The following is a 23276-nucleotide window of genomic DNA, read 5'->3' as shown; positions in this document are numbered from 1 at the left end:
GCCGGTCACGATCAACAGGCGGCCGAGCGCCGGCTCACATGCACTTCCCACCTCCCGGGGCGCCGCTGCGCACGCAGCGGCCACCTGCCCCCACCGACGCATCGCCCGTCGACGCGGCCCATTCACTCGATGCGGCGCAACTCGACGACTCGCCCGCCGTACGGCTGCTGACTGATACGCTTCACGCCGCCCGCGTGCGCGACGCGTCCGACATCCACGTCGAACCATTCGAAGCAGGCTGGCGCCTTCGCCTGCGCATCGACGGCGTCCTGCATGAACACGCGCGACCGCCCGTCCATCTGCGCGACGCGCTCGTGACGCGGATCAAGGTGCTCGCACGCATGGACATCGCCGAGCGCCGGCTTCCGCAGGACGGCCGGCTGCGCATCACGGTCGACGGAGGCCTGCGCGGCGATTACCGGGTTAGTTCGCTGCCCACGCTGTTTGGCGAGAAACTCGTGTTGCGCCGCCTCGAAACGCTGCCGCCCGACCTCACGCTCGCGCGCCTCGGCTTCGACGCGCGGCAGGCCGCGGCAATGGAGGCCGCGATACGCGCGCCGCACGGTCTCGTGCTCGTCACCGGCCCAACCGGCAGCGGCAAGACGCTGTCGCTCTATTGCGCGCTGCAGATGCTCGATCGCGACGCGCACAACGTATGCACGGTCGAGGATCCGGCCGAGATTCAGCTCGACGGGATCAACCAGGTCGGCGTGGCGGAGAAAGCCGGGCTGACCTTCGCCACGGCGCTGCGCGCGCTGCTGCGGCAGGATCCGGACGTCATCATGGTCGGTGAGATTCGCGATGCGGAGACGGCCGACGTTGCGATCAAGGCCGCGCAGACCGGGCACCTCGTGCTGTCGACGCTGCATACGAACGACGCGCCGGCCGCGGTCGCGCGACTGCTCGATATCGGCGTCGCGCCGTATAACCTGGCCGCCGCGTTGCGCCTCGTCACCGCGCAGCGGCTCGTCCGGCGTCTGTGCGTGAGCTGCCGCGCGCGTTCGGACGCGCCGGCGCACGCGCTGCGCGATGCGGGCTGCGATTCGGCGGCACTGGCATCCGGATGGCGCCCGTTCGTCCCACGCGGCTGTGCCGCCTGTCACGGTATCGGTTATCGAGGCCGGATCGGCCTGCATCAGACGATGCCGGTTTCACCGGAGATGGCCGAACGCATCGTCGCGCGCGCAAGCGTCGGTGCGCTCACGCAATGCGCGGCGGCCGAAGGCGTGCGCAGTCTGCGTGACGCGGCACTCGTGCACGTTCGCGACGGCACGACGAGCGTCGCGGAAGCCCTGGCCGCGACGCCCGACGCGTGATCGCAATGCATGCACCGCCTCACGAAACCCGCTTCGCGTGGCGCGGCCGTCGTCGCGACGGCACGCCGTGCCGCGGGAACGTCATCGCATTCGATGCAACCGCCGCACGTGCAGCGCTCGCGCGCGACGGCGTCGCGGTGCTGTCGCTCGACATCCGCGGCACGGCCCGGCCACCGGCGGCCGGCGCGCGGGAGGTCACGCGCTTCACGCGTCAGCTCGCGAGCCTGCTGCAAGCCGGACTGCCGCTCGCACCGTCGCTCGAGATGCTTGCCCGCACCCGTACGCGCGACGGGCTGCCGCGCATCGCCGCAGGTCTCGCACGCGAGATCGTCGGTGGCCAGCGCTTCGCCGCCGCGCTGGCACGCTATCCGTCCCAGTTCGGCACACTGTATCGCCAGTTGATCGAGGTGGGCGAAGCATCGGGTGCGCTCGGCACCGTGCTGACCCGCGTCGCGGAGCACCGCGAACGCGCCGACGCGCAATGGCGCAAGCTGTGTGCCGCGCTCGCCTACCCGGTCGCCGTCATCGTGTTCGCGCTCGCGATCTCGGCCGCGCTGATGGTGTGGGTCGTGCCAACATTCCGGCAGATCTTCGACGGCTTCGGCGCAGCACTACCGGCGCCGACCCGCGCCCTGCTCGCCCTTTCCTCCGCGACATCGGCCTGGGGCGGCACGTTCGTCGCCGGTGCCGCGGTGGCAGGGCTCGCCGCACGCCACGCGCTGCGGCACTCGCCGTCGCTGCGCTACACGGCCGCGCGGCACGTGCTGAATGCGCCGTTGGTCGGCAGCGCGCTCACGCGGTTCGCGGCCGCGCGCTGGTGCCGCTCGCTTGCCACGCTGCTCGGTGCCGGCGTACCGCTCGCCGACGCATTCGCCACGCTCGAACGCACGGCCGGCCATCCGGTGTTCGAGCAGGCCACCGCGCAAATCGCGGCGCGCGTGCTGCGCGGCGCGCGTCTTGCCGATGCGATGCACGCGGCGGGCTGCTTCCCGGACGACGTGGTACAGCCAATCGCCGTCGCCGAGGAAACCGGCGCACTCGACACGATGCTCGCCGACATCGCCGCGCTCTGCGAGCGTCAGCTCGACGCGCGTCTCGATGCGCTCACCGCACTCGGCGAGCCGCTGATCGTGATCGTGCTGGGTGCACTCGTCGGCGGCCTCGTGATCGCGATGTATCTGCCCATCCTTCAGCTGGGCAACGTGGTGTAGCATCGCAACCGATTCTGTCGCCTTTCAAGCCCGAACCCGAGCCCATGACGCCCGCGCCCCTGACCACCGTTTTCGATTCGCCCGACAGCACGTTGCTCGCGCTGGCGATGCTGCCGCCTGCGGTGCAATATGCATTCGCCGTCGTGCTCGGGCTGTGCGTCGGCAGCTTCGTGAACGTCGTCGTGCACCGGATTCCGGTGATGATGCAGCGCGCATGGCAGGCCGAAATCGCCGAAGCGACCGGCAGCGCGAGCGCGGCGCCGGACGACGGCTATCCGCCGCACTACGATCTGTGGCGCCCGCGCAGCGCATGTCCGCACTGCGGCCACGTGCTGCGCGCGTGGGAAAACATCCCGCTCGTCAGCTACCTGATGTTGCGCGGGCGCTGCCGCCAGTGCGGCCATGCGATCGGTGTGCGCTATCCGCTCGTCGAGCTCGCGGGTGCGCTGCTCGCCGCCGGGTCGCTCGCCGCGTTCGGCCCCACCGCCGCCGCACTCGCCGCGTTCGGGCTCTGCGCCGCGCTGCTGGCGATGAGCGCTATCGACATCCGGACCGGCTACCTTCCCGATTCGATGACGCTGCCGCTGCTGTGGGCAGGGCTCGCACTGAACCTCGGCGGCACGTTCACGTCGCTGCGTTCGGCCGTGGTCGGCGCGATGGCCGGCTACCTGTTCCTGTGGTCGATCTACTGGCTGTTCAAATGGCTGCGCGGCATCGAGGGCATTGGCTTCGGCGACCTGAAGCTGCTCGCCGCGCTCGGCGCCTGGATGGGCTGGGCCGCGCTGCCGCAGGTCGTGCTGTTCGCCGCGGTGACGGGCGCGATCGTCGGGCTCGTCGCGACCTGGCGCGGGCGCATGCGCTTCGAGGAGCCGATTCCGTTCGGCCCGTTCCTCGCGGCAGGCGGCGTCGCGACGCTGTTTTTCGGCACCCCTTTCTATTTGGCGCTCGGCGGCTGACATGACGCACCGACCCCGTCCGACTTGTTCGCTGCGTCGCGGGGAGGAGGCTCGTTTCCTCGTGGCGGCCCGGCGGAGGCTCACATGTTTGCAATAGGACTCACCGGCGGCATCGGCAGCGGCAAGACGACCGTCGCCGACATGTTCGCCGCACGCGGTGCATCGCTCGTCGATACCGACCTGATCGCGCACCGCATCACCGCACCAGGCGGTCTCGCGATGCCGGCGATCGAACACGCATTCGGACCGGACTTCGTCGCGGCCGACGGCTCGCTCGATCGCGCGAAGATGCGCGCACTGATTTTCAGCGACGACGACGCACGCCGGCGCCTCGAAGCGATCACGCATCCGCTGATCCGCGCGGAGACCGATCGCGAGGCCCGTGAAGCGCGGGGCCCGTACGTGATCTTCGTCGTACCGCTGCTCGTGGAGTCAGGTAACTGGAAGGCGCGCAGCGATCGTGTGCTGGTCGTCGACTGCCCGGTCGAAACGCAGATCGCACGTGTGATGCGGCGCAATGGTTTCACGCGCGAACAGGTCGAAGCGATCATCGCAAGACAGGCGACGCGCGAAGCGCGTCTCGCGGCGGCCGACGACGTGATCGTCAACGATGCGACGGCGCCCGATAGGCTCGCCGCGCAGGTCGATGCACTGCACCAACGCTATCTCGGATTCGCGGCCGCCGCGCACTGATCGCCGCATGCGATCGTGATGGTGCACGAAATTGGCGCGTTGCTAGGGTAGACAGTGAGCATTAGAATGTCCTGCATTGTTTCAATCCCTACCCCGAGAGGCGAGCGCGCTTGATTCTTTACGAGTATCCGTTCAACGAGCGAATTCGCACGCTGTTGCGCCTCGAAGACTTGTTCGAGCGCTTCGCGTTCTTTTTGGCTCAGGAGGACCCGCGTGAACATCACGTCGCGCTGACGACGCTGTTCGAAATCGCCGAGGTCACGGGCCGCGCGGACCTGAAATCGGATCTGATGAAGGAACTCGAACGTCAACGCCAGACGCTCGCTCCCTTTCGCGGCAATCCGGGCATCGAACAGAATGCGCTCGAAGCCGTGCTCGGTGAAATCGAGCAGACGCTCGCCAATCTTGCGCAGATGCAGGGCAAGACCGGGCAGCACCTGGTCGACAACGAGTGGCTCGCCAGCATCCGCAGCCGCGCGGTGATTCCCGGCGGCACGTGCAAGTTCGACCTGCCGTCGTACTATGCGTGGCAGCAATGGCCCGCGGAACAGCGGCGCCAGGACATCGCTAAATGGATCATGCCGCTGCTGCCGCTGCGCGACGCGGCGGCAATCGTGCTGCGGCTCGCTCGCGAATCGGGTCAGGCGTCGAAGGTGATGGCGATGCAGGGCAGCTACCAGCAGATGCTGTCGGGGCGCAGCTACCAGCTGATGCAGGTGCGCGTGCCGCCCGAACTGCGCGTGATTCCCGAAGCGAGCGCCAACAAATACATGCTGTGGGTACGGTTCACCATGCAGGACGGCGACGTGCGGCCGCGCGCGGTGGACATCGACGTGCCGTTCCATCTGACACTCTGCAATCTGTAACGGCCGTGCGCCGGTTCGACGCTTTCGTATGACTACCGTTGTGAAATGTCCTTCGTGCGGCGCAGAAGTGCGCTGGACACCTGAAAACAAGTTCCGCCCGTTCTGTTCGGCCCGCTGCAAGCAGCTCGACCTCGGCGCATGGGCCGCGGAAAAGTACCGGATCGGTGGCTCCTCCGACGAAGGTCCGTCGTCCGAGGAAGAAGACGGCACCGACGGCCGCCGCGACAGCTGAGCGGCGCGCGGTACCCCGCAGGCGGATACGGCCCGCTTTTCAGGCGAGCCACCGCGGCGTCATTGCGACGCCGCTTCCTTCTCGAGCAATTCCAGCACCGGCAGCGCCGCCGGCAACAGCGGCGCGACGTCGACCGGCAGTTGCTGCCACACGAACGCCTGGCCTTCCTTGCTGTGCGGCTCGCCCGTCCAGCCCGTCACCTTGCAGAAATAGAGCCGCACGTACGCATGCGGATAGTCGTGCTCGAGCGTATGCCAGCGGTGGCTGGCGGTGACGACGATGCCGAGTTCCTCGTGCAGCTCGCGCGCCAGCGCGTCCTCGACGCTCTCGCCGGCTTCCAGCTTGCCGCCCGGGAACTCCCAGTAGCCTTCGTACGGCTTGCCCTGCAGCCGCTGCGCAAGCAGGTAGCGGCAGCGGCCGACCGGACCGCCCGGCTGTACCATCACGCCGACCGCGACTTCCGTCACCTTGCGGCCGTCGGGCGCGCGCACGGCGCCCACTGCGGAATCCGTGCTCATACCTGCTCCCTGCGACCCGACCAATCGCGCGCGAACTGCCACGCGACGCGCCCCGAGCGCGAACCGCGCTCGAGCGCCCAGACGAGCGCGTCGCCGCGCGCCGTCTCGATCTCGCCGTCCGCGCAGCCGAAATGGCGCAGCCAGTGCGCGACGATGTCGAGATAGTCGTCCTGCTTGAACGGGTAGAAGCTGACCCACAGGCCGAAGCGCTCCGACAGCGAAATCTTCTCCTCGACGACTTCACCGGGGTGGATCTCGCCGTCCGGCAGATGCTTGTACGACTCGTTGTCGCTCATGTACTCGGGCAGCAGATGGCGGCGGTTCGACGTCGCGTAGATCAGCACGTTGTCGGACTGCGCGGCGATCGAGCCGTCGAGCGCGACCTTCAGCGCCTTGTAGCCCGATTCGCCTTCCTCGAACGACAGATCGTCGCAGAACACGATGAACCGCTCCGGACGCTGCGCGATCAGCTCGACGATGTCGCCGAGATCGTGCAGGTCGTCCTTGTCGACTTCGATCAGGCGCAGCCCGTCCTTCGCATAGGCGTTCAGGCACGCCTTGATCAGCGACGACTTGCCGGTGCCGCGCGCACCGGTCAGCAGCACGTTGTTCGCCGGCTTGCACCGCACGAACTGTCGCGTGTTTTGTTCGATCACCCCTTTCTGCCGATCGATGTTGTGCAGATCGTCGAGCGTGATCGACGACGCGGCCGGCACCGGCTGCAGATAGCCGCGCCCCTGGCGCTTGCGCCAGCGGAACGCGGTGGCGGCATTCCAGTCGACAGCCGCCGCTGCGGGCGGCAACATCCCCTCGAGGCGACCGAGCAGCGCTTCGGCACGCGTCAGAAACTGTTCGAGCTTGTCCATGTCGTCCGAGCGCTCCCGATCAGGAGCGGTAATCCGCGTTGATGCTCACGTAATCGTGCGACAGGTCGCACGTCCAGACGGTAGCCTGCGCATCGCCGCGGCCGAGCAGCACGCGGATCGTGATTTCACTCTGCTTCATCACGCGCTGGCCGTCCTCTTCCTGGTAAGCCGGGTTGCGGCCACCGGCCTTCGCGACGAGCACGTCGTCGAGATAAAGATCGATCTTGTCGACGTCGAGATCCGTGACGCCCGCATAGCCGATCGCCGCGAGAATCCGGCCCAGGTTGGGGTCGGATGCGTAGAAGGCCGTCTTCACCAGCGGCGAATGACCGATCGCGTAGGCGATCTGGCGGCACTCGGCGACGCTCTTGCCGCCTTCGACCTGCACCGTCATGAATTTCGTCGCGCCTTCGCCGTCGCGCACGATCAGCTGCGACAGCACCTGGGCGACCTGCGTGACCGCTTCGCGCAGCGCCGCATAGGCCGGCGAGTCGGTGGACGTGATCGCGGGCAACGTGCTCTTGCCCGACGCGATCAGGATGAACGAGTCGTTCGTCGACGTGTCGCCGTCGATCGTGATGCAGTTGAACGAGCGATCGGCCACGTCCTTCACGAGCGTGTCGAGCACCGGCTGCGCGACGTTCGCATCGAACGCCAGGAAGCCGAGCATCGTCGCCATGTTCGGCTTGATCATGCCCGCGCCCTTGCTGATGCCCGTCAGCGTGACCGTGTGACCGTCGATCGTCACCTGGCGCGACGTGGCCTTCGGCAGCGTGTCGGTCGTCATGATCGTCTGCGCGGCGTCGTACCAGTTCGCGGCCTTGCGGTTCGCGAGCGCGGCAGGCAGGCCTGCCTTCAGGCGGTCGATCGGCAGCGGCTCGAGAATCACGCCGGTCGAGAACGGCAGCACCTGTGCGGCGTCGATGCCCGCGAGGCGCGCGAGTTCCGTGCAGGTCTCACGCGTGTTCGCGAGGCCCGGCTCGCCGGTGCCCGCATTCGCATTGCCCGTATTCACGACGAGCGCACGGATGCCCGCGCCGCCCGCACGCACGTTGGCCAGGTGCTCGCGGCACACGATCACCGGTGCGGCGCAGAAGCGGTTCTCGGTGAATACGCCGGCGACCGTCGCCCCTTCCTCGACGGAGATGACCAGCACGTCCTTGCGATTCGGCTTGCGGATGTTCGCTTCCGCCCAGCCGAGCGTGACGCCGGCGACGGGATGCAGTTGGGCGGGATCGATCGACGGAAAATTGACAGCCATGGGGCACACCTGCCGGATGGAAAATGCCGGCACGCGCCGGCATTGATTGGAAGAACCGACGGCCGCACGAGCGGGCCGCCGCAACTCACTTCACTGACTCGAAGCTGCGGATGAAGCGGCACGCCGATGCGCGCCGCCGCCGATCATGACAGCTTCCCGTGACATTGCTTGTACTTCTTGCCGCTGCCGCACGGGCACGGGTCGTTGCGGCCGACCTTCGGCATCTCGCCGCCGGGGCCGCTGTGGGTCATCGCGCTGCCGACCATGTCGGCCGTCGCGGTGGCCGCCGTGGCGGCCGCGACGTTCGCCACCGGCGCACCGGATTCCGCGTAGTCGGCGTGCTGGTACTCGACGTTCTCGAGATGACCGCTGCGCTCCTCGATCTGCTCGGCGGCTTCCTCGAGCTGCTCGGGCGACTGGATCTGCACGTTCATCACGATGCGCGTGACTTCCTGCTTGATCGCATCGAGCATCGCGGCGAACAGCTCGAACGCTTCGCGCTTGTATTCCTGCTTGGGGTTCTTCTGCGCATAGCCGCGCAGGTGGATGCCCTGGCGCAGGTGGTCGAGCGCAGCGAGGTGCTCGCGCCAGAGGCGGTCGACCGTCTGCAGCATCACCGAACGCTCGAACGCGCTGAACGATTCACGGCCGACCATCGCGACCTTCGCCTCGTACTGCTCGTCGGCGGCGGTCGTCACGGCGTCGAGAATCTCCTCGGCCGTGATCGACGACGACTCGTTCACCATTTCCTGGATCGCGAGGTCGAGCTGCCAGTCGTTGCGCAGCGCTTCCTCGAGCTCGGGCACATCCCACTGTTCCTCGATGCTGCCTTCCGGCACGAACTGGCGGACGACTTCAGTGACCACACCGTGACGCATCGCCGAGATCGTTTCGGTGATGTCGTGGGCTTCGAGCAGTTCATTGCGCTGCTGGTAGATCACCTTGCGCTGGTCGTTCGACACGTCGTCGTATTCGAGCAGCTGCTTGCGGATGTCGAAGTTGCGTGCTTCGACCTTGCGCTGCGCGGATTCGATCGAACGCGTGACGATGCCGGCCTCGATCGCCTCGCCTTCGGGCATCTTCAGGCGATCCATGATCGAACGCACGCGGTCGCCCGCGAAGATGCGCAGCAGCGGATCGTCCAGCGACAGATAGAAGCGCGACGAACCCGGGTCGCCCTGGCGGCCCGCACGGCCGCGCAGCTGGTTGTCGATCCGGCGCGATTCGTGGCGCTCGGTGCCGATGATGTGCAGGCCGCCTGCGGCCTTCACCTGCTCGTGCAGCGTCTCCCACTCGTCGTGCAGTTGCTTGATGCGGCGCGCCTTTTCGTCGGCCGGAATCGCTTCGTCGGCTTCGATGAACGCCGCCTGCTTCTCGGCGTTGCCGCCGAGCACGATGTCGGTACCGCGGCCGGCCATGTTGGTCGCGATCGTGATGCGGTTCGGACGGCCGGCTTCCGCGACGATCGCGGCTTCACGCTCGTGCTGCTTCGCGTTCAGCACTTCGTGCGGCAGGCCGGCCTGCTTCAGCAGGTGCGACAGCAGTTCCGAGTTCTCGATCGACGTCGTGCCGACCAGCACCGGCTGACCGCGCTCGTAACACTCGCGAATGTCGCGGATCACCGCGTCGTAGCGCTCCTTGGCGGTCTTGTAGATCTGGTCCTGCTTGTCGATCCGCTTCGGCGGGCGGTTGGTCGGAATCACGACCGTCTCGAGACCGTAGATCTCGTTGAATTCGTACGCTTCGGTGTCCGCCGTACCCGTCATGCCCGCGAGCTTCGCGTACATCCGGAAGTAGTTCTGGAACGTGATCGATGCGAGCGTCTGGTTCTCGCTCTGGATCTTCACGTGTTCCTTCGCCTCGACCGCCTGGTGCAGGCCGTCGGACCAGCGGCGGCCCGCCATCAGGCGGCCCGTGAATTCGTCGACGATGACCACTTCGCCGTTCTGCACGACGTAGTGCTGGTCCTTGTAGAACAGCGTGTGCGCGCGCAGCGCCGCGTACACGTGGTGCATCAGCGTGATGTTCTGCGGCGCGTACAGGCTCTCGCCCTCACCGATCAGGCCCCACTCGGCGAGCAGTCGCTCGGCCTTCTCGTGGCCCGACTCCGTCAGGAACACCTGGCGTGATTTTTCGTCCAGCGTGTAGTCGCCCGGTTTCTCGACGCCGGTGCCGTCGGCCTTCTCCTCGCCGATCTGGCGCTCGAGCAGCGGCGGCAGCGCGTTCATCCGCACGTACAGTTCGGTGTGATCTTCCGCCTGGCCCGAGATGATCAGCGGCGTACGCGCCTCGTCGATCAGGATCGAGTCCACTTCGTCGACGACCGCGAAGTTCAGTGCCCGCTGCACGCGCGCTTCGGTCTCGTAGACCATGTTGTCGCGCAGGTAGTCGAAGCCGAACTCGTTGTTCGTACCGTAGGTGATATCCGACGCGTAGGCCTGCTGCTTCTGCTCGTGCTCCATGCCGGACAGGTTGATGCCGACCGACAGACCGAGGAAGTTGTAGAGACGCGCCATCCATTCGGCGTCGCGCTGGGCAAGATAGTCGTTGACCGTCACGACGTGCACGCCGCGGCCCGCCAGCGCATTCAGGTACACGGGCAGCGTCGCGACGAGCGTCTTGCCCTCGCCGGTGCGCATTTCCGCGATCTTGCCGTAGTGAAGCACCATGCCGCCGATCAACTGCACGTCGAAGTGGCGCATCTTCAGCACGCGGCGGCTCGCCTCCCGGCAGACCGCGAACGCCTCGGGCAGCAGCTTGTCGAGCGACTCTCCGGCCGCGACCCGCTGGCGGAATTCATCCGTCTTGCCGCGCAACTGGTCGTCCGTCAGCTGCTCGATCTGCGTTTCGAGCGCATTGATCGTCGCGACGGTCTTTTGATATTGCTTGACGAGCCGCTGGTTGCGGCTGCCAAAAATTTTCTGGAGAAAACCGGTTGTCATCGGATCGGATCCTGCGTCGCAGCACCGGCGCCCGGCGCGTATTGCGCGCCCCGACGCCCGAGCCTCGGCGGCTTAGCGAATTAGTGGAATCAAACGAGGAATTTTAGCACGCGGGGACGCATGCGCCCGTGTCCCGGCTGGACGCGCGCCGCGCGCCGAACCCGCGCGGGCAACCGGGTGCACGGCCCGAAAGCCGCCCGTGCGCGGGCCGGCGCGGGTACAATCGGCGTCAACGTCCGCGCACGTGCGCGCCCGAAGAATGCCTCGATGAACCGATTTTCCAAGCGTTTCGGCCCACTCTCCGCGTATCGCCCCCAACCCGTGTCCGAAGTGCTCAACCGCACCGACGCGTTCGCCGCGCTGCGCGCCGGCGTCGAACAGGTCGCGTCGCTGCAGCGCGACCTCGTCGCGCTCCTGCCCGACTATCTGGCGAATCATGTCGAGCCGGGCTCGATCAAGGACGGCACCCTGACCCTCTTTGCCGCACACAATGCACTCGCTGCCCGGCTGCGGCAGGTCGAGCCGCGGCTGCTCGCCGAGCTGCAGAAGCGCGGCTGGCCGGTTTCGGCGCTGCGCGTGCGCGTGCGTCCGAAGGACGCGCCGGAGCCGCCGCACGTGAAGCACGCGCGCATGACGACCGTCGGCGCCGCCGCGTTGCGCGAACTCGCCGATCACCTCGAGCCGTCGCCGCTGCAGGCCGCGCTCGCGCGGATGGCCGCGCGGCACGGCGCGAAGTCATCACGCTGAGCGCGCTGTCGACCGCGCGCCGCCCAACAAAAAAGCGACCCGAAGGTCGCTTTTTTATTCGCTCGTGACGGACGCCGATCAGGCGAAGGCCGTCTGCGTGTCGAACGCGAAACCGCTCGGCGCGGCTTGCGGATCGTCGAACGTGACGATCTCGTACGCGTCTTCGTGGGCGAGCAGCTCGCGCAGCAGCGCGTTGTTCAGCCCGTGACCCGACTTGTATGCCGTGTACGACGCCAGAAGCGGATGGCCGACCACGTACAGGTCGCCGATCGCGTCGAGCATCTTGTGCTTCACGAACTCGTCGTCGTAGCGCAGCCCGTCGTTGTTCAGGATCCGGTATTCGTCGAGCACGATCGCGTTGTCCATGCTGCCGCCGCGTGCGAGACCCAGCTCGCGCATCATTTCGACTTCGTGGGCAAAACCGAACGTGCGCGCGCGCGCGATCTCGCGCACGTACGACGTGTTCGCAAAGTCGACCTCGAGCTCCTGGCCGGTCTTGTCGACCGCCGGATGACGGAAGTCGATCGTGAACTTCAGCTTGAAACCGAAATACGGCTCGAGACGCGCGAACTTGTCGCCGTCACGGATTTCGACCGGCTTCGTCACCTTGATGAAGCGCTTCGGCGCGTTCTGCTCCTCGATGCCCGCGGACTGGATCAGGAACACGAAGGACGCGGCGCTGCCGTCCATGATCGGGATTTCCTCGGCCGTCACGTCGACATAGAGGTTGTCGATGCCGAGGCCGGCGCATGCCGACATCAGGTGCTCGACGGTCGACACGCGCGCGCCATCCTTCTGCAGCACCGACGCGAGCCGCGTGTCACCGATCGACATCGCGGATGCCGGGATGTCGACGGGCGTGGGCAGGTCGACGCGCGAGAAAACGATCCCCGTGCCCGGCGCGGCCGGACGGAGCGTCAGTTCGACCTTGCGGCCCGAGTGCAGACCGATACCCACGGTCTTCACGATCGATTTGATGGTGCGCTGCTTCAGCATGGTCTTCTTCAACTTGATTGAGAATATCAATCAGGAGTTATATTCGATAGGTGGGATTATAGCGTAATTCCCTATTCAACGCTGTTTGAAACTGCGTATCAATCTGTTTCGACTGTTTACCCGCGTTGATACGGGACGGGCCGATGCCCGGAACGGAGGCGTTTCCGGTCATCGGCCCGTGTTACAACTGCCCCGACGGCGGTGAGCAGCGTTGCCGACAGGCAACGGCGCACCGCACGATCAGGACGTCAACGTCGCGAGAACACTCGCCGCATCGCTTACTTCGAACTTGCCCGGCGCTTCGACAGCCAGCGTCTTGACCACACCGTCGTCGACCACCATCGCGTAGCGCAGGGAACGGATTCCCATGCCACGCGCGGACAAATCCTGCGTCAGGCCCAGCGCATGAGTGAAAGCAGCGCTGCCGTCCGCCATCATGCGCACCTTGCCCGCGGTGTGCAGATCACGTCCCCATGCGCCCATCACGAATGCGTCGTTGACGGACACGCACCAGAGCTCGTCGATGCCCGCCGAGCGCAATTGCTCGGCGTGCTCGACATAGCCCGGCACATGCTGCGCCGAACAGGTCGGCGTGAAAGCACCCGGCAATCCGAAGATCACCACCCGCTTTCCCGCCACCTGGTCGCGCACGCTGAAGGCGTTCGGCCCCAGCGTGCAGCCTGCGCGCCCGTCGTCGATAAACTCGAACAATTGCGCGTCGGGCAGCGCGTCGCCCACTTGAATCATGGCTGGTCCCTCATAGCGATACGGTTTTTCAGCGTATTGCGGACAGCACGTCCCATCCCGCTCCGCTCATGCGAAGAGGGCACGTTTCCCGGCCCGGCGTCGCATCCGACGCGGCCTGTCGTGGTCCGTGGCATCCGTCACGCCGGCGTTACCGCGGCGACCTCGCCGCGGCTTCGCCTGTGTGCGTCGTCAGTCAGCCTGCTTGCGCAGGAAAGCCGGGATGTCGTACGTATCGACACCCTTCTCCTGCAGCGCCTGCACGTGCGATGCCGCGGTTTCGCGCGAGTTGCGCCACACCGCCGGCGTATCGAGCGCGCCGTAGTCGGCCGTGCTGACGTGTTGCGGCTGCGCGTAACCGTGCGAGACCGCGCTGACCGGCTGGTTGTCGGTACCCGTGCGCAGCAGCGTCATCGGAGCCGATTGCTGCTTCTTCGCCGCACGGCCCAGACCCGTCGCCACGACCGTCACGCGCAGTGCATCGCCCATCGCGTCGTCGTACACCGCACCGAAGATCACCGTCGCATCTTCCGCCGCGTAGCTCTTGATCGTGTTCATCACTTCGCGCGTTTCCGACAGGCGCAGCGAACGGCTCGACGTGATGTTCACCAGCACGCCACGCGCGCCCGACAGATCGACGCCTTCGAGCAGCGGGCTCGCCACGGCCTGTTCCGCCGCGAGGCGTGCGCGATCGACGCCGGCGACCGTCGCCGTGCCCATCATCGCCTTGCCCTGCTCGCCCATCACCGTCTTCACGTCTTCGAAGTCGACGTTCACGAGACCATCGACATTGATGATTTCGGCAATGCCTGCGACCGCGTTGTTCAACACGTCGTCCGCGCACTGGAAGCACTTGTCCATCTCGGCGTCATCGCCCATCACGTCGAACAGCTTGTCGTTCAGGACGACGATCAGCGAGTCGACGTGATCCTCCAGTTGCTGCGAGCCTGCTTCCGCGACGCGCATGCGCTTGCCGCCTTCGAATTCGAACGGCTTGCTGACGACGCCGACCGTCAGAATGCCCATCTCCTTCGCGATCTGCGCGACCACCGGCGCCGCGCCCGTGCCCGTGCCACCGCCCATGCCGGCCGTGATGAACACCATGTGCGCGCCACGCAGTGCATCGGCGATGCGCTCACGCGCTTCTTCCGCCGCGGCACGGCCCATTTCCGGCTTCGCACCGGCGCCGAGGCCCGTGTTGCCCAACTGGATCACCGACGATGCGCGCGAACGCGACAGCGCCTGGGCGTCCGTGTTCATCACGATGAAGTCGACGCCCTGCACACCGCGGTTGATCATGTGCTGAACGGCATTGCCGCCAGCGCCGCCAACGCCGACCACCTTGATGATGGTGCCGTTGGTTTCGGTTTCCAGCATTTCGAATTCCATTGTTGCCTCCGTCAAGAAAATAAGACTACTCGGCCGTTATTCGGCAGGAGATCGGGCAACCCCCTGTCGCGCGCCAGCCGCCGGCACCAGCGCGAATTTCGATTCAGTTCATCTTCAGGACAACGTCGGGCCGCCCCGCGTTTTCCTGGCCCCCTCGGGGGCAGGCTCGGCGTACCGAGCCGTGGGGTACTCAAAAATTGCTCAGGAACCATTCCTTCATCCGCGAGAAGATCTGCCCCGCGTTGCCGGACTGCACGGCGACCTTGCGGCCGCGCATGCGCTGCGCACTGCCTTCGACGAGCAGGCCCATCGCCGTCGAATAGCGCGGATTGCGCACCACGTCGGCGAGGCCGCCCGCGTATTCCGGCGCGCCAATGCGCACCGGTTTCAGGAAAATGTCTTCGCCGAGCTCGACCATGCCCGGCATCATCGAAGCCCCGCCGGTAATGACCACGCCGGAGCTCAGCAGTTCTTCGTAACCCGACTCGCGCACGACCTGCTGCACGAGCGAGAACAGTTCCTCGACGCGCGGCTCGATCACCGCCGCGAGCGCCTGGCGCGACAGCGTGCGCGGACCGCGTTCGCCGAGGCCCGGCACTTCGACCATCTCGTCCGGATCGGCGAGCGCCTGCTTGGCAATGCCGTAGCCGACCTTGATGTCTTCCGCGTCCGGCGTCGGCGTGCGCAGCGCCATCGCGATGTCGCTCGTGATCTGGTCGCCGGCGATCGGAATCACCGCGGTATGGCGGATCGCGCCTTCGGCGAAGATCGCGATGTCGGTCGTGCCGCCGCCGATGTCGACCAGCACCACGCCGAGATCCTTCTCGTCTTCCGTCAGCACGGCCAGCGACGACGCGAGCGGCTGCAGGATCAGGTCGTTCACTTCCAGCCCGCAGCGGCGCACGCACTTGACGATGTTCTGCGCGGCGCTGACCGCGCCCGTCACGATGTGCACCTTCACCTCGAGGCGGATGCCGCTCATCCCGATCGGCTCGCGCACGTCTTCCTGGCCGTCGATGATGAATTCCTGCGTGAGGATGTGCAGCACCTGCTGGTCGGTCGGGATGTTGATCGCCTTCGCGGTCTCGATCACGCGCGCGACGTCGGTCTGCGTGACTTCCTTGTCCTTGATCGCGACCATCCCGCTCGAGTTGAAGCTGCGGATGTGGCTGCCGGCAATCCCCGTGAACACGTTGGTGATCTTGCAGTCGGCCATCAGCTCGGCTTCCTCGAGCGCGCGCTGGATCGACTGCACGGTGGCCTCGATGTTGACCACCACGCCCTTCTTCAGACCTTTCGATTCGCTCTGGCCGAGGCCGATGACCTCGTAATGGCCTTCGCCCTTCAGCTCGGCGACGATGGCCACCACCTTCGACGTGCCGATGTCGAGGGAAACCAGCAGATCCTTGTAGTCTTTGCTCATAAAGTGCTCTTGCGTGTGATCTCTCGTTACTTCTTGCGCTTGTCGGTATCGGTCAGGAACCGCATGCCTGCCGCACGAATCGCGAATCCGTTCGGATAACGCAGGTCCGCGTACTCGATGTCGTTGCCCCAACGCTCCGTGACAGCCGGCCACGCGGCGACGAGGCGCTGGCTCCGGTCATGCAGGGTCTCGCTGGTGCGCTCCTTGCCCAATTCGACCTGCATGCCGTTCGACAGCTTCACCGTCCACGCGTAGCGCGCCGACAGCGTCACTTCTTCCGGCGCCGCCTTCAGCGGCGCAAACCAATTCGCGAAGTCGCGATACCGCGTGACGACTTCCTTCGCACTGCCCTCCGGGCCGTCGAACGCCGGCAGTTCCTGATCGAGCTCGCCCTGGTTCGCGGTGAACAGCTCGCCGTCGACGCTCACGAGCTGCGCGCTGCCCCAGGTCCCGAGCGGTTTGTACTCCTCGAGCGTGACAGCCAGCGCATTCGGCCACACCCGGCGCACGCTCGCGTGACGCACCCACGGCATCTGCTCGAACGCGGCACGCGCCGAGTCGAGATCGACCGTGAAGAAATTGCCTTTCAGCCGGCCGACCACACCCGCGCGCACCGTCGGCGAGTTGATGTGCTCGGTGTCGCCGTCGATCCGGATCTCGCGCAACGCGAACGTCGGACGCTGGATCAGCCAGTAGCAGCCGGCCGCCGCCAACACGAGCAGCAGCAGCGCGTACAGCGCGCTGGCGGCAAGGTTGAGTTGGCGAACGTTGTTCCACATACGTCGTTCCGTTCCTGCGTCAGTCGTTGAGCGTAAGCGACAGCACCTTCACGACCAGCTCCGAATAGCCGATGCCGATCGAGCGCGCGGCCTTCGGCGGCAGCGAATGGTCGGTCATCCCGGGGGCCGTGTTCACTTCCAGGAAATACGCATTGCCGGCGGCGTCGAGCATGAAATCCGCCCGGCCCCAGTCAGTGCAGCCGAGCACGTCGAACGCGCGGCGCGCGATGCGCTTCAGTTCGGCTTCCTGTTGCGCCGGCAGCCCGCACGGAATCAGGTACTGCGTATCGTCGGCGACATACTTCGCGTGGTAGTCGTAGAACTCGCCCGCCGGCACGATCTTGATCAGCGGGAGATCGAGATCGCCGGCGATGCACGCGGTGTATTCGCCGCCGCCTTCGATGCTCTTCTCGACGATCACGATCTTGTCGTGCGTCGCGGCTTCCGACAGTGCGGCGGGCAACGCGTCAGCCGTCTTGACCTTCAGCACCGCGACGCTCGAGCCTTCGCTCGCCGGCTTCACGAACAGCGGCAGGCCGAGCTTCGCGACGATGTCCGTCGCGCGCGCCGCGTAGTCGTCGCCGCGCATCACCGTCTCGAACGGCGGCGTCGGCACGCCCGTTTGCTGCCACACGAGCTTCGTGCGGAACTTGTCGAGGCCGAGCGCCGACCCGAGCACGCCGCTGCCCGTGTAGCGGATCCCGTAGAAATCGAGCGCGCCCTGGATCTGGCCGTTCTCGCCATAGCCGCCGTGCAGCGCGTTGAACGCGCGCACGAAACCTTCATCCTTCAGCGCCGACAGCGGCCGCTCGGCCGGGTCGAACGGATGCGCGTCGATACCCGCGTCGCGCAGGCCCTGCAGCACGAGGCGGCCCGAGGTAAGCGACACCTCGCGCTCGGCGGATTCACCGCCGAACAACACTGCCACCTTGCCGAAACGTTTCGGATCGATCCCGCTCATGTCATCCCTTCTGTTGCGTGTTCTGCACGATCTTCGCCGGCACGCCGCCGATCGAACCCGCGCCCATCGTGATCACCACGTCGCCGTTCCGCGCGACCCCCGCCAGTGCGTCCGGCACGTCGTCGACCGTCGCGACGAATACCGGGTCAACCTTCCCCACCGCACGCAGCGCACGCGACAGCGCGTCGCCGTTGGCCGTCGCGATCGCCGCTTCGCCGGCGGCATAGACTTCCGTCAGCACCAGCGCGTCGACCGTCGACAGCACGTTGACGAAGTCGTCGAAACAGTCGCGCGTGCGCGTGTAGCGGTGCGGCTGGAACGCCAGCACAAGGCGGCGGCCCGGAAACGCGCCGCGCGCAGCGGCAACCGTCGCGGCCATCTCGACCGGATGGTGGCCGTAGTCGTCGATCAGCGTGTACTGGCCGCCGTCCGCGCTCGGCACCTCGCCGTAGCGCTGGAAGCGCCGGCCGACGCCGTTGAATTCCGCCAGCGCCTGCTGGATCGCGTCGTCCGACACGCCGAGATCGGTCGCGATCGCGATCGCCGCGAGCGCGTTCTGCACGTTGTGCAGGCCCGGCAGGTTCAGCACCACCGCGAGCGGCGCACGGCCTTCGCGGATCACCGTGAAGTGCATGCGGCCGTCGCGCGCGTCGATGTCTTCGGCGCGCACCTGCGCATCCGGCGACAGGCCGTAGCGCACGACCGGCTTCGAGATGAACGGGATGATCTGCCGCACGTTCGGATCGTCGACGCACACGACCGCGCTACCGTAGAACGGCAGGCGCTGCGTGAATTCGATGAACGCCTGCTTGAGCCGCGCGAAATCGTGGCCGTAGGTGTCCATGTGGTCGGCGTCGATGTTCGTGATGACTTCGATCACCGGATACAGGTTCAGGAACGACGCGTCCGACTCGTCGGCCTCGGCGACGATGAAGTCGCCCGTGCCGAGCCGCGCGTTCGCGCCGGCGCTGATCAGCCGGCCGCCGATCACGAAGGTCGGATCGAGGCCGCCCGCTGCGAGCACGCTCGCGACGAGGCTCGTCGTCGTGGTCTTGCCGTGCGTGCCGGCAATCGCGATCCCCTGCTTCAGACGCATCAGCTCCGCGAGCATCACCGCGCGCTGCACGATCGGCACACCCTGGTGCCGTGCGGCCAGTACTTCGGGATTGTCCGAGCGCACGGCCGTCGACACGACGACCGCGTTCGCGCCCGCGATGTTCGCCGCGTCGTGGCCGATCGCGATCCGCGCGCCGAGCGCCTCGAGACGATCGGTCACCGCGTTGCGCGACAGGTCCGAGCCGCTGACCTCGTAGCCGAGGTTGACGAGCACTTCGGCGATGCCGCTCATGCCCGCGCCGCCGATCCCGACGAAATGAATCTGTTTGACGATGTGTTTCATGTCAGCCTCCGCCGGGCCGCCCCAAGAAGGCTGACCGCCCCCTTGGGTGACAGCCAACGAAGTGAGCGTAGGGGTTGTTTCATTTAATTTCTTCCAGGTTCGCGCCAGCCACCTTCGCGCAGATGCGCGCGACTTCGTCGGTGGCCTCGGGCTTAGCCAGCGAGCGCGAACGCTCCGCCATGTCCGCGAGCGATGCCCGCGACTGGCCGCGCAGCCAGTCGGCGAGCAACTCCGCCGACAGGTCTCGTTGTTGCACCAGCACCGCCGCGCCCGCATCGGCGAGGAACGCGGCGTTGGTCGTCTGGTGATCGTCGACCGCGTACGGGAACGGCACGAACAGCGCCGCCACGCCCACCGCTGCGATCTCCGACACCGTCATCGCGCCGGACCGGCAGATCACGAGATCCGCCGCCGCGTACGCGCTCGCCATGTCGTCGATGAACGGCACGAGCCGCACGGCGTCGCCGCCCGCGAAACCGGCCGCTTCGTAATTCGCCTTCAGCGCGTCGATGTGCTTCGCGCCGGCCTGGTGCACGACGCGCGGGCGCTCGCCCGGCGCCAGCAGCGCCAGCGCGCGCGGCACGACTTCGTTCAGTGCGGCCGCGCCCAGGCTGCCGCCGACCACCAGCAGGTTCAGCGGGCCGCTGCGCGATGCATAGCGTGCTTGGGGCGTTTCCGTGCGCGCAAGTTCCGCGCGAATCGGGTTGCCGGTCCATTCCGCGTGCGGCAGTGCGCCGGGGAACGCGACGAGCACGCGCTTCGCGAATTTCGCGAGCACCTTGTTCGCGAGGCCGGCAATCGAATTCTGCTCGTGCAGCACGAGCGGACGGCCCGACAGCGCCGCCATCACGCCCGCCGGGAACGTGATGTAGCCGCCCATCCCGAGCACGACGTCGGGCCGCACGCGGCGCAATGCGCCGAGGCTCTGCCAGCACGCGCGCAGCAGGTTGAACGGCAGCGTCAGCTTGGTCTTCAGGCCCTTGCCGCGCAATCCGCCGAAGCGCACGTATTCCATCGGAATGCCGTGTTTCGGCACGAGCGTCGCTTCCATCCCGGCCGGATTGCCGAGCCATACGACGCGCCACCCCGCCGCTTCCATCCGGTGCGCGACAGCGAGCCCCGGGAACACGTGGCCCCCGGTGCCGCCTGCCATCACCATCAGCGTGCGTCGCGACGCGGTCATACCTTCCCTCCGCGCATCAATACGCGATTTTCGTAATCGACCCGCAGCAGCACCGCGAGCGCGACGCAATTCAGCAGAATGCCCGAACCGCCGTAACTCACGAGCGGCAGTGTCAGGCCCTTGGTCGGCAGCAGGCCGAGGTTCACGCCCATGTTGATGAACGTCTGCGCACCGAACCAGATGCCGATGCCCTTCGCGGTCAGGCCCGCGAACGTGCGGTCGAGCGCAAGCGCCTGGCGGCCGATCTCGAACGCGCGGCGCACGATCCAGTAGAACAGCAGGATCACGACCAGCACGCCGACGAAGCCGAGTTCCTCGCCAATCACCGCGAGGATGAAGTCGGTATGTGCTTCGGGCAGGTAGTTCAGCTTCTCGACGCTGCCGCCGAGGCCGACGCCGAACCACTCGCCGCGGCCGAACGCGATCAGCGAGTGCGTGAGCTGGTATGCCTTGCCCTGCGCGTAGCGTTCGTCCCACGGATCGAGATACGCGAAGATCCGCTCGCGACGCCACGGCGACAGCCACACGAGCATCGTGAACGTGCCGACCGCCGTCGCGACGAGGCCGCCGAACAGCTTGCCGTTCACGCCGCCGAGGAACAGCACGCCCATCGCGATCGCGGCGACCACCATGAACGCGCCCATGTCCGGCTCGAGCAGCAGCAGCGCGCCGACGAGACCGACCGCGAATGCCATCGGCAGGAAGCCCTTCGCGAAGCTCTGCATGTATTCCTGCTTGCGCACCGTGTAGTTCGCCGCGTAGATCGTCACCGCGAGCTTCATGATTTCCGACGGCTGCATGTTCGTGATGCCGAGCGGAATCCAGCGGCGCGCGCCGTTCACGCCCTTGCCGACGTGCGGAATCAGCACGATCACGAGCCCGACGAGTGCGATCAGGAAGAGATGCGGCGCGTACTTGTCCCACGTCGACACCGGTACGCGGAACGCGATCACCGCCGCGATGAACGCGACGCCGAGCGACACGCAGTGACGCATCAGGAACGCGTAATCGTGATAAGCCGCGTATTTCGGCGAATCGGGCATCGCGATCGACGCCGAATACACCATCACGACGCCGAGCCCGAGCAACGCGATCGCGACCCACAGCAGCGAGTAGTCGAAGTCCAGCATCCGCGAGCGGCTCGGCCGCACGCCGTTGACGACGCTGGCGAGGCCGCCCGTCGCGGCGCGCGTGGCCGACGCGACGCGGCCGCCCGCGGCATTGCCGCCGGTGCTGCGCCGGTCGTTGAAACGGGAGACGAGGCGATCGGACCAGCTCATGTCGTCGCTCCTTTGTCGATGGCGATTTCGTCCACGGCTGCGCGGAACACATCAGCGCGGTGGGCGTAGTTCCTGAACATGTCGAGGCTCGCGCACGCGGGCGACAGCAGTACCGCGTCGCCCGGCTCCGCGAGGTCGGCCGCCGCATGCACCGCCGCCTCGAGCGTCGTGTGGTCGGCAAGCGGCACCCCCGTCTCGGCGAGCGTGTCGCGGATCGCCGGCGCGTCGCGGCCGATCAGCATCACCGCGCGGCACCACCGCGCGACGGGCGCGACGAGCGGCGCGAAATCCTGCCCCTTGCCGTCACCGCCCGCGATCAGCACGATCTTCTGCGCGAGTCCGTCGAGCGCGGCCACTGTCGCGCCGACGTTCGTTCCCTTGCTGTCGTCGACGTAGTCCACGTCGTCGATCGTCGCGATCACTTCGACGCGATGCGCTTCGCCGCGGTATTCGCGCAGCGCGTGCAGCAGCGGCGCGGCCGGCAGGTCGATCGCACGCGCGAGCGCGAACGCGGCCAGCGCGTTCGCCGCGTTGTGCAGCCCGCGGATGCGCAGCGCGTCGGCCGGCATCAGGCGCTTCTGCGCGATGTCGGGCGTATGCGCGCCGTCGCGCTTGCGCCGGCGGCTCGTCGTCTCGTCCGGCGCGTCGCGGTCGACCGCCTCGACCAGCCATGCGATGCCGTTGTCGCGCGACAGGCCATAGTCACCCTCCTGCACCGGTTCGTTCAGGCCGAACGTGACCGTGCGCGCCGCATCGGCCGCGCCGGCGGCCGGCGCGAACTTCATCACGGCCGCATCGTCGCGATTGAGCACGCGCGTCGTCGTCGCGCCGAAGATCCGGCCCTTCGCCGCCGCATACGCGTCGAAGCTGCCATGCCAGTCGAGGTGATCCTGCGTGATGTTGAGAATCGCGGCCGCATCGGGCGCGAACGTACGCGCCGTCTCGAGCTGGAAGCTCGACAGTTCGAGCACCCATACGTCGGGCAGCGCCGTCTCGTCGATCGCGCCCGCGAGCCGGTCGAGCATCGCCGGGCTGATGTTGCCGGCGACGGCAACCTTCTTGCCCGAACGCTGGCACAGCAGGCCCGTGAGGTTCGTCGTCGTGGTCTTGCCGTTGGTGCCGGTGATCGCGAGCACCTTCGGCTGGTAGCCGCTCGTGCCGAGCGCGCGCAGCGCCTGCGCGAAGAATTCGAGTTCGCCCCACACCGAGATCGCGCGCTCGTTCGCGGCCGCAATCAGCGCGGCGAGTGCCGGTTCGAGCGGCGACAGGCCAGGGCTCAGGCCGACGATCTCGACGCCGCCGTCGAGCAGCGCGGGCGTGAACGGCCCGCTGACGAACTCCGCATCGATGCCTTCGGCCTGCAGCGCAGCAAGGTTAGGCGGCGCCTCGCGGGTATCGGCAATACGCAGCCGGCACCCGTGCCTCGCGCACCATCGCGCGATCGCGAGGCCCGATTCCCCGAGCCCCAGTACGAGCACCATCGGCCGCTGCCGATCTCCAAACATCTCGCCAGA

The 23276-nt window shown here is 67.0% G+C and carries 21 protein-coding genes; 7 read left to right on the top strand and 14 right to left on the bottom strand.

The window, feature by feature from the left end; genetic code table 11:
* Window positions 1-38: 38 nt before the first annotated feature.
* The 6 genes from F3J14_RS09220 to F3J14_RS09195 all read left to right on the top strand — a co-directional run bounded on the left by F3J14_RS09220 (window position 39) and on the right by F3J14_RS09195 (window position 5274).
* Complete coding sequence (locus tag F3J14_RS09220) at window positions 39-1316, top strand: ATPase, T2SS/T4P/T4SS family (RefSeq protein WP_166722710.1); 1278 nt, start codon at window positions 39-41, stop codon at window positions 1314-1316.
* Between the two features lie 5 nt (window positions 1317-1321).
* The gene (locus F3J14_RS09215) at window positions 1322-2527 is read left to right on the top strand and encodes a type II secretion system F family protein (protein ID WP_166722709.1); all 1206 of its coding nucleotides are present in this window, start codon (window positions 1322-1324) and stop codon (window positions 2525-2527) included.
* A gap of 44 nt (window positions 2528-2571) precedes the next feature.
* Entirely contained in the window at window positions 2572-3483 is a 912-nt protein-coding gene (locus F3J14_RS09210) for an A24 family peptidase (protein ID WP_006756833.1), read from the top strand.
* An 84-nt stretch (window positions 3484-3567) separates the two neighbouring features.
* Complete coding sequence (coaE, locus tag F3J14_RS09205; RefSeq protein WP_166722708.1) at window positions 3568-4176, top strand: dephospho-CoA kinase; 609 nt, start codon at window positions 3568-3570, stop codon at window positions 4174-4176.
* Between the two features lie 110 nt (window positions 4177-4286).
* On the top strand, window positions 4287-5042 hold the full coding sequence (gene zapD, locus F3J14_RS09200) for a cell division protein ZapD (RefSeq protein ID WP_006754990.1): 756 nt from the start codon (window positions 4287-4289) through the stop codon (window positions 5040-5042).
* Between the two features lie 28 nt (window positions 5043-5070).
* Window positions 5071-5274 (top strand): DNA gyrase inhibitor YacG, encoded by a 204-nt coding sequence (locus tag F3J14_RS09195; protein ID WP_006754989.1) that lies wholly within the window; start codon window positions 5071-5073, stop codon window positions 5272-5274.
* A gap of 59 nt (window positions 5275-5333) precedes the next feature.
* Here the strand turns inward: F3J14_RS09195 and F3J14_RS09190 are convergent, their stop codons facing one another.
* The 4 genes from F3J14_RS09190 to secA all read right to left on the bottom strand — a co-directional run bounded on the left by F3J14_RS09190 (window position 5334) and on the right by secA (window position 10861).
* A complete protein-coding gene (locus tag F3J14_RS09190) occupies window positions 5334-5792 on the bottom strand; it encodes an NUDIX domain-containing protein (RefSeq protein WP_166722707.1) in 459 nt (152 codons plus the stop codon).
* Entirely contained in the window at window positions 5789-6658 is an 870-nt protein-coding gene (locus tag F3J14_RS09185; protein WP_166722706.1) for an ATP-binding protein, read from the bottom strand. The genes F3J14_RS09190 and F3J14_RS09185 overlap by 4 nt, the downstream gene beginning before the upstream one ends.
* 19 nt (window positions 6659-6677) lie before the next feature.
* On the bottom strand, window positions 6678-7919 hold the full coding sequence (argJ, locus tag F3J14_RS09180; protein WP_166722705.1) for a bifunctional glutamate N-acetyltransferase/amino-acid acetyltransferase ArgJ: 1242 nt from the start codon (window positions 7917-7919) through the stop codon (window positions 6678-6680).
* Between the two features lie 143 nt (window positions 7920-8062).
* Window positions 8063-10861, bottom strand: coding sequence for a preprotein translocase subunit SecA (gene secA / locus F3J14_RS09175; RefSeq protein ID WP_166722704.1), 2799 nt, complete (start codon window positions 10859-10861; stop codon window positions 8063-8065).
* 267 nt (window positions 10862-11128) lie between these two features.
* On the opposite strand from secA, the gene F3J14_RS09170 reads away from it, so the two are divergent.
* Entirely contained in the window at window positions 11129-11608 is a 480-nt protein-coding gene (locus F3J14_RS09170) for a DUF721 domain-containing protein (protein ID WP_166722703.1), read from the top strand.
* A 78-nt stretch (window positions 11609-11686) separates the two neighbouring features.
* Here F3J14_RS09170 and lpxC read toward each other — a convergent pair whose 3' ends face one another.
* From lpxC to murD, 10 genes are all read right to left on the bottom strand, one after another.
* Window positions 11687-12604, bottom strand: a complete 918-nt coding sequence (lpxC, locus tag F3J14_RS09165) for a UDP-3-O-acyl-N-acetylglucosamine deacetylase (protein WP_166722702.1) — start codon at window positions 12602-12604, stop codon at window positions 11687-11689.
* Window positions 12605-12844: 240 nt separating this feature from the next.
* On the bottom strand, window positions 12845-13351 hold the full coding sequence (locus tag F3J14_RS09160; RefSeq protein ID WP_166722701.1) for a peroxiredoxin: 507 nt from the start codon (window positions 13349-13351) through the stop codon (window positions 12845-12847).
* Between the two features lie 189 nt (window positions 13352-13540).
* The gene (gene ftsZ / locus F3J14_RS09155) at window positions 13541-14737 is read right to left on the bottom strand and encodes a cell division protein FtsZ (RefSeq protein WP_006752448.1); all 1197 of its coding nucleotides are present in this window, start codon (window positions 14735-14737) and stop codon (window positions 13541-13543) included.
* A gap of 190 nt (window positions 14738-14927) precedes the next feature.
* The gene (gene ftsA, locus F3J14_RS09150; RefSeq protein WP_006752447.1) at window positions 14928-16160 is read right to left on the bottom strand and encodes a cell division protein FtsA; all 1233 of its coding nucleotides are present in this window, start codon (window positions 16158-16160) and stop codon (window positions 14928-14930) included.
* Window positions 16161-16186: 26 nt separating this feature from the next.
* Window positions 16187-16939: a cell division protein FtsQ/DivIB gene (locus tag F3J14_RS09145; RefSeq protein ID WP_006752446.1), complete on the bottom strand. Its 753-nt coding sequence runs from the start codon at window positions 16937-16939 to the stop codon at window positions 16187-16189.
* A gap of 19 nt (window positions 16940-16958) precedes the next feature.
* On the bottom strand, window positions 16959-17900 hold the full coding sequence (locus F3J14_RS09140) for a D-alanine--D-alanine ligase (protein ID WP_166722700.1): 942 nt from the start codon (window positions 17898-17900) through the stop codon (window positions 16959-16961).
* Between the two features lies 1 nt (window position 17901).
* Window positions 17902-19299, bottom strand: a complete 1398-nt coding sequence (gene murC, locus F3J14_RS09135; protein ID WP_166722699.1) for a UDP-N-acetylmuramate--L-alanine ligase — start codon at window positions 19297-19299, stop codon at window positions 17902-17904.
* Window positions 19300-19378: 79 nt separating this feature from the next.
* Entirely contained in the window at window positions 19379-20482 is a 1104-nt protein-coding gene (gene murG, locus F3J14_RS09130; RefSeq protein ID WP_166722698.1) for an undecaprenyldiphospho-muramoylpentapeptide beta-N-acetylglucosaminyltransferase, read from the bottom strand.
* Window positions 20479-21762, bottom strand: coding sequence for a putative lipid II flippase FtsW (ftsW, locus tag F3J14_RS09125; protein WP_166722697.1), 1284 nt, complete (start codon window positions 21760-21762; stop codon window positions 20479-20481). The genes murG and ftsW overlap by 4 nt, the downstream gene beginning before the upstream one ends.
* Window positions 21759-23267 (bottom strand): UDP-N-acetylmuramoyl-L-alanine--D-glutamate ligase, encoded by a 1509-nt coding sequence (gene murD, locus F3J14_RS09120; protein ID WP_166722731.1) that lies wholly within the window; start codon window positions 23265-23267, stop codon window positions 21759-21761. The genes ftsW and murD overlap by 4 nt, the downstream gene beginning before the upstream one ends.
* Window positions 23268-23276: the final 9 nt, after the last annotated feature.

The organism is Burkholderia sp. Tr-862 (genome assembly GCF_011753085.1).
GTDB lineage: Bacteria > Pseudomonadota > Gammaproteobacteria > Burkholderiales > Burkholderiaceae > Burkholderia > Burkholderia ambifaria.
Note: the sequence above shows the minus strand (reverse complement) of the source record. Positions and strands in the feature narration are given on the sequence as shown.

Excerpts from the sequence above, each read along its gene's own strand:
- F3J14_RS09170 (WP_166722703.1), top strand. The coding sequence starts at position 11,129 with ATGAACCGATTTTCCAAGCGTTTCGGCCCACTCTCCGCGTATCGCCCC.
- murG (WP_166722698.1), bottom strand. The coding sequence starts at position 20,482 with ATGACCGCGTCGCGACGCACGCTGATGGTGATGGCAGGCGGCACCGGG.
- secA (WP_166722704.1), bottom strand. The coding sequence starts at position 10,861 with ATGACAACCGGTTTTCTCCAGAAAATTTTTGGCAGCCGCAACCAGCGG.
- F3J14_RS09160 (WP_166722701.1), bottom strand. The coding sequence starts at position 13,351 with ATGATTCAAGTGGGCGACGCGCTGCCCGACGCGCAATTGTTCGAGTTT.
- argJ (WP_166722705.1), bottom strand. The coding sequence starts at position 7,919 with ATGGCTGTCAATTTTCCGTCGATCGATCCCGCCCAACTGCATCCCGTC.
- lpxC (WP_166722702.1), bottom strand. The coding sequence starts at position 12,604 with ATGCTGAAGCAGCGCACCATCAAATCGATCGTGAAGACCGTGGGTATC.
- F3J14_RS09140 (WP_166722700.1), bottom strand. The coding sequence starts at position 17,900 with ATGAGCGGGATCGATCCGAAACGTTTCGGCAAGGTGGCAGTGTTGTTC.
- F3J14_RS09195 (WP_006754989.1), top strand. The coding sequence starts at position 5,071 with ATGACTACCGTTGTGAAATGTCCTTCGTGCGGCGCAGAAGTGCGCTGG.
- F3J14_RS09210 (WP_006756833.1), top strand. The coding sequence starts at position 2,572 with ATGACGCCCGCGCCCCTGACCACCGTTTTCGATTCGCCCGACAGCACG.
- ftsA (WP_006752447.1), bottom strand. The coding sequence starts at position 16,160 with ATGAGCAAAGACTACAAGGATCTGCTGGTTTCCCTCGACATCGGCACG.
- F3J14_RS09185 (WP_166722706.1), bottom strand. The coding sequence starts at position 6,658 with ATGGACAAGCTCGAACAGTTTCTGACGCGTGCCGAAGCGCTGCTCGGT.
- F3J14_RS09145 (WP_006752446.1), bottom strand. The coding sequence starts at position 16,939 with ATGTGGAACAACGTTCGCCAACTCAACCTTGCCGCCAGCGCGCTGTAC.
- F3J14_RS09215 (WP_166722709.1), top strand. The coding sequence starts at position 1,322 with ATGCATGCACCGCCTCACGAAACCCGCTTCGCGTGGCGCGGCCGTCGT.
- F3J14_RS09220 (WP_166722710.1), top strand. The coding sequence starts at position 39 with ATGCACTTCCCACCTCCCGGGGCGCCGCTGCGCACGCAGCGGCCACCT.
- murD (WP_166722731.1), bottom strand. The coding sequence starts at position 23,267 with ATGTTTGGAGATCGGCAGCGGCCGATGGTGCTCGTACTGGGGCTCGGG.
- ftsZ (WP_006752448.1), bottom strand. The coding sequence starts at position 14,737 with ATGGAATTCGAAATGCTGGAAACCGAAACCAACGGCACCATCATCAAG.
- ftsW (WP_166722697.1), bottom strand. The coding sequence starts at position 21,762 with ATGAGCTGGTCCGATCGCCTCGTCTCCCGTTTCAACGACCGGCGCAGC.
- F3J14_RS09190 (WP_166722707.1), bottom strand. The coding sequence starts at position 5,792 with ATGAGCACGGATTCCGCAGTGGGCGCCGTGCGCGCGCCCGACGGCCGC.
- coaE (WP_166722708.1), top strand. The coding sequence starts at position 3,568 with ATGTTTGCAATAGGACTCACCGGCGGCATCGGCAGCGGCAAGACGACC.
- murC (WP_166722699.1), bottom strand. The coding sequence starts at position 19,299 with ATGAAACACATCGTCAAACAGATTCATTTCGTCGGGATCGGCGGCGCG.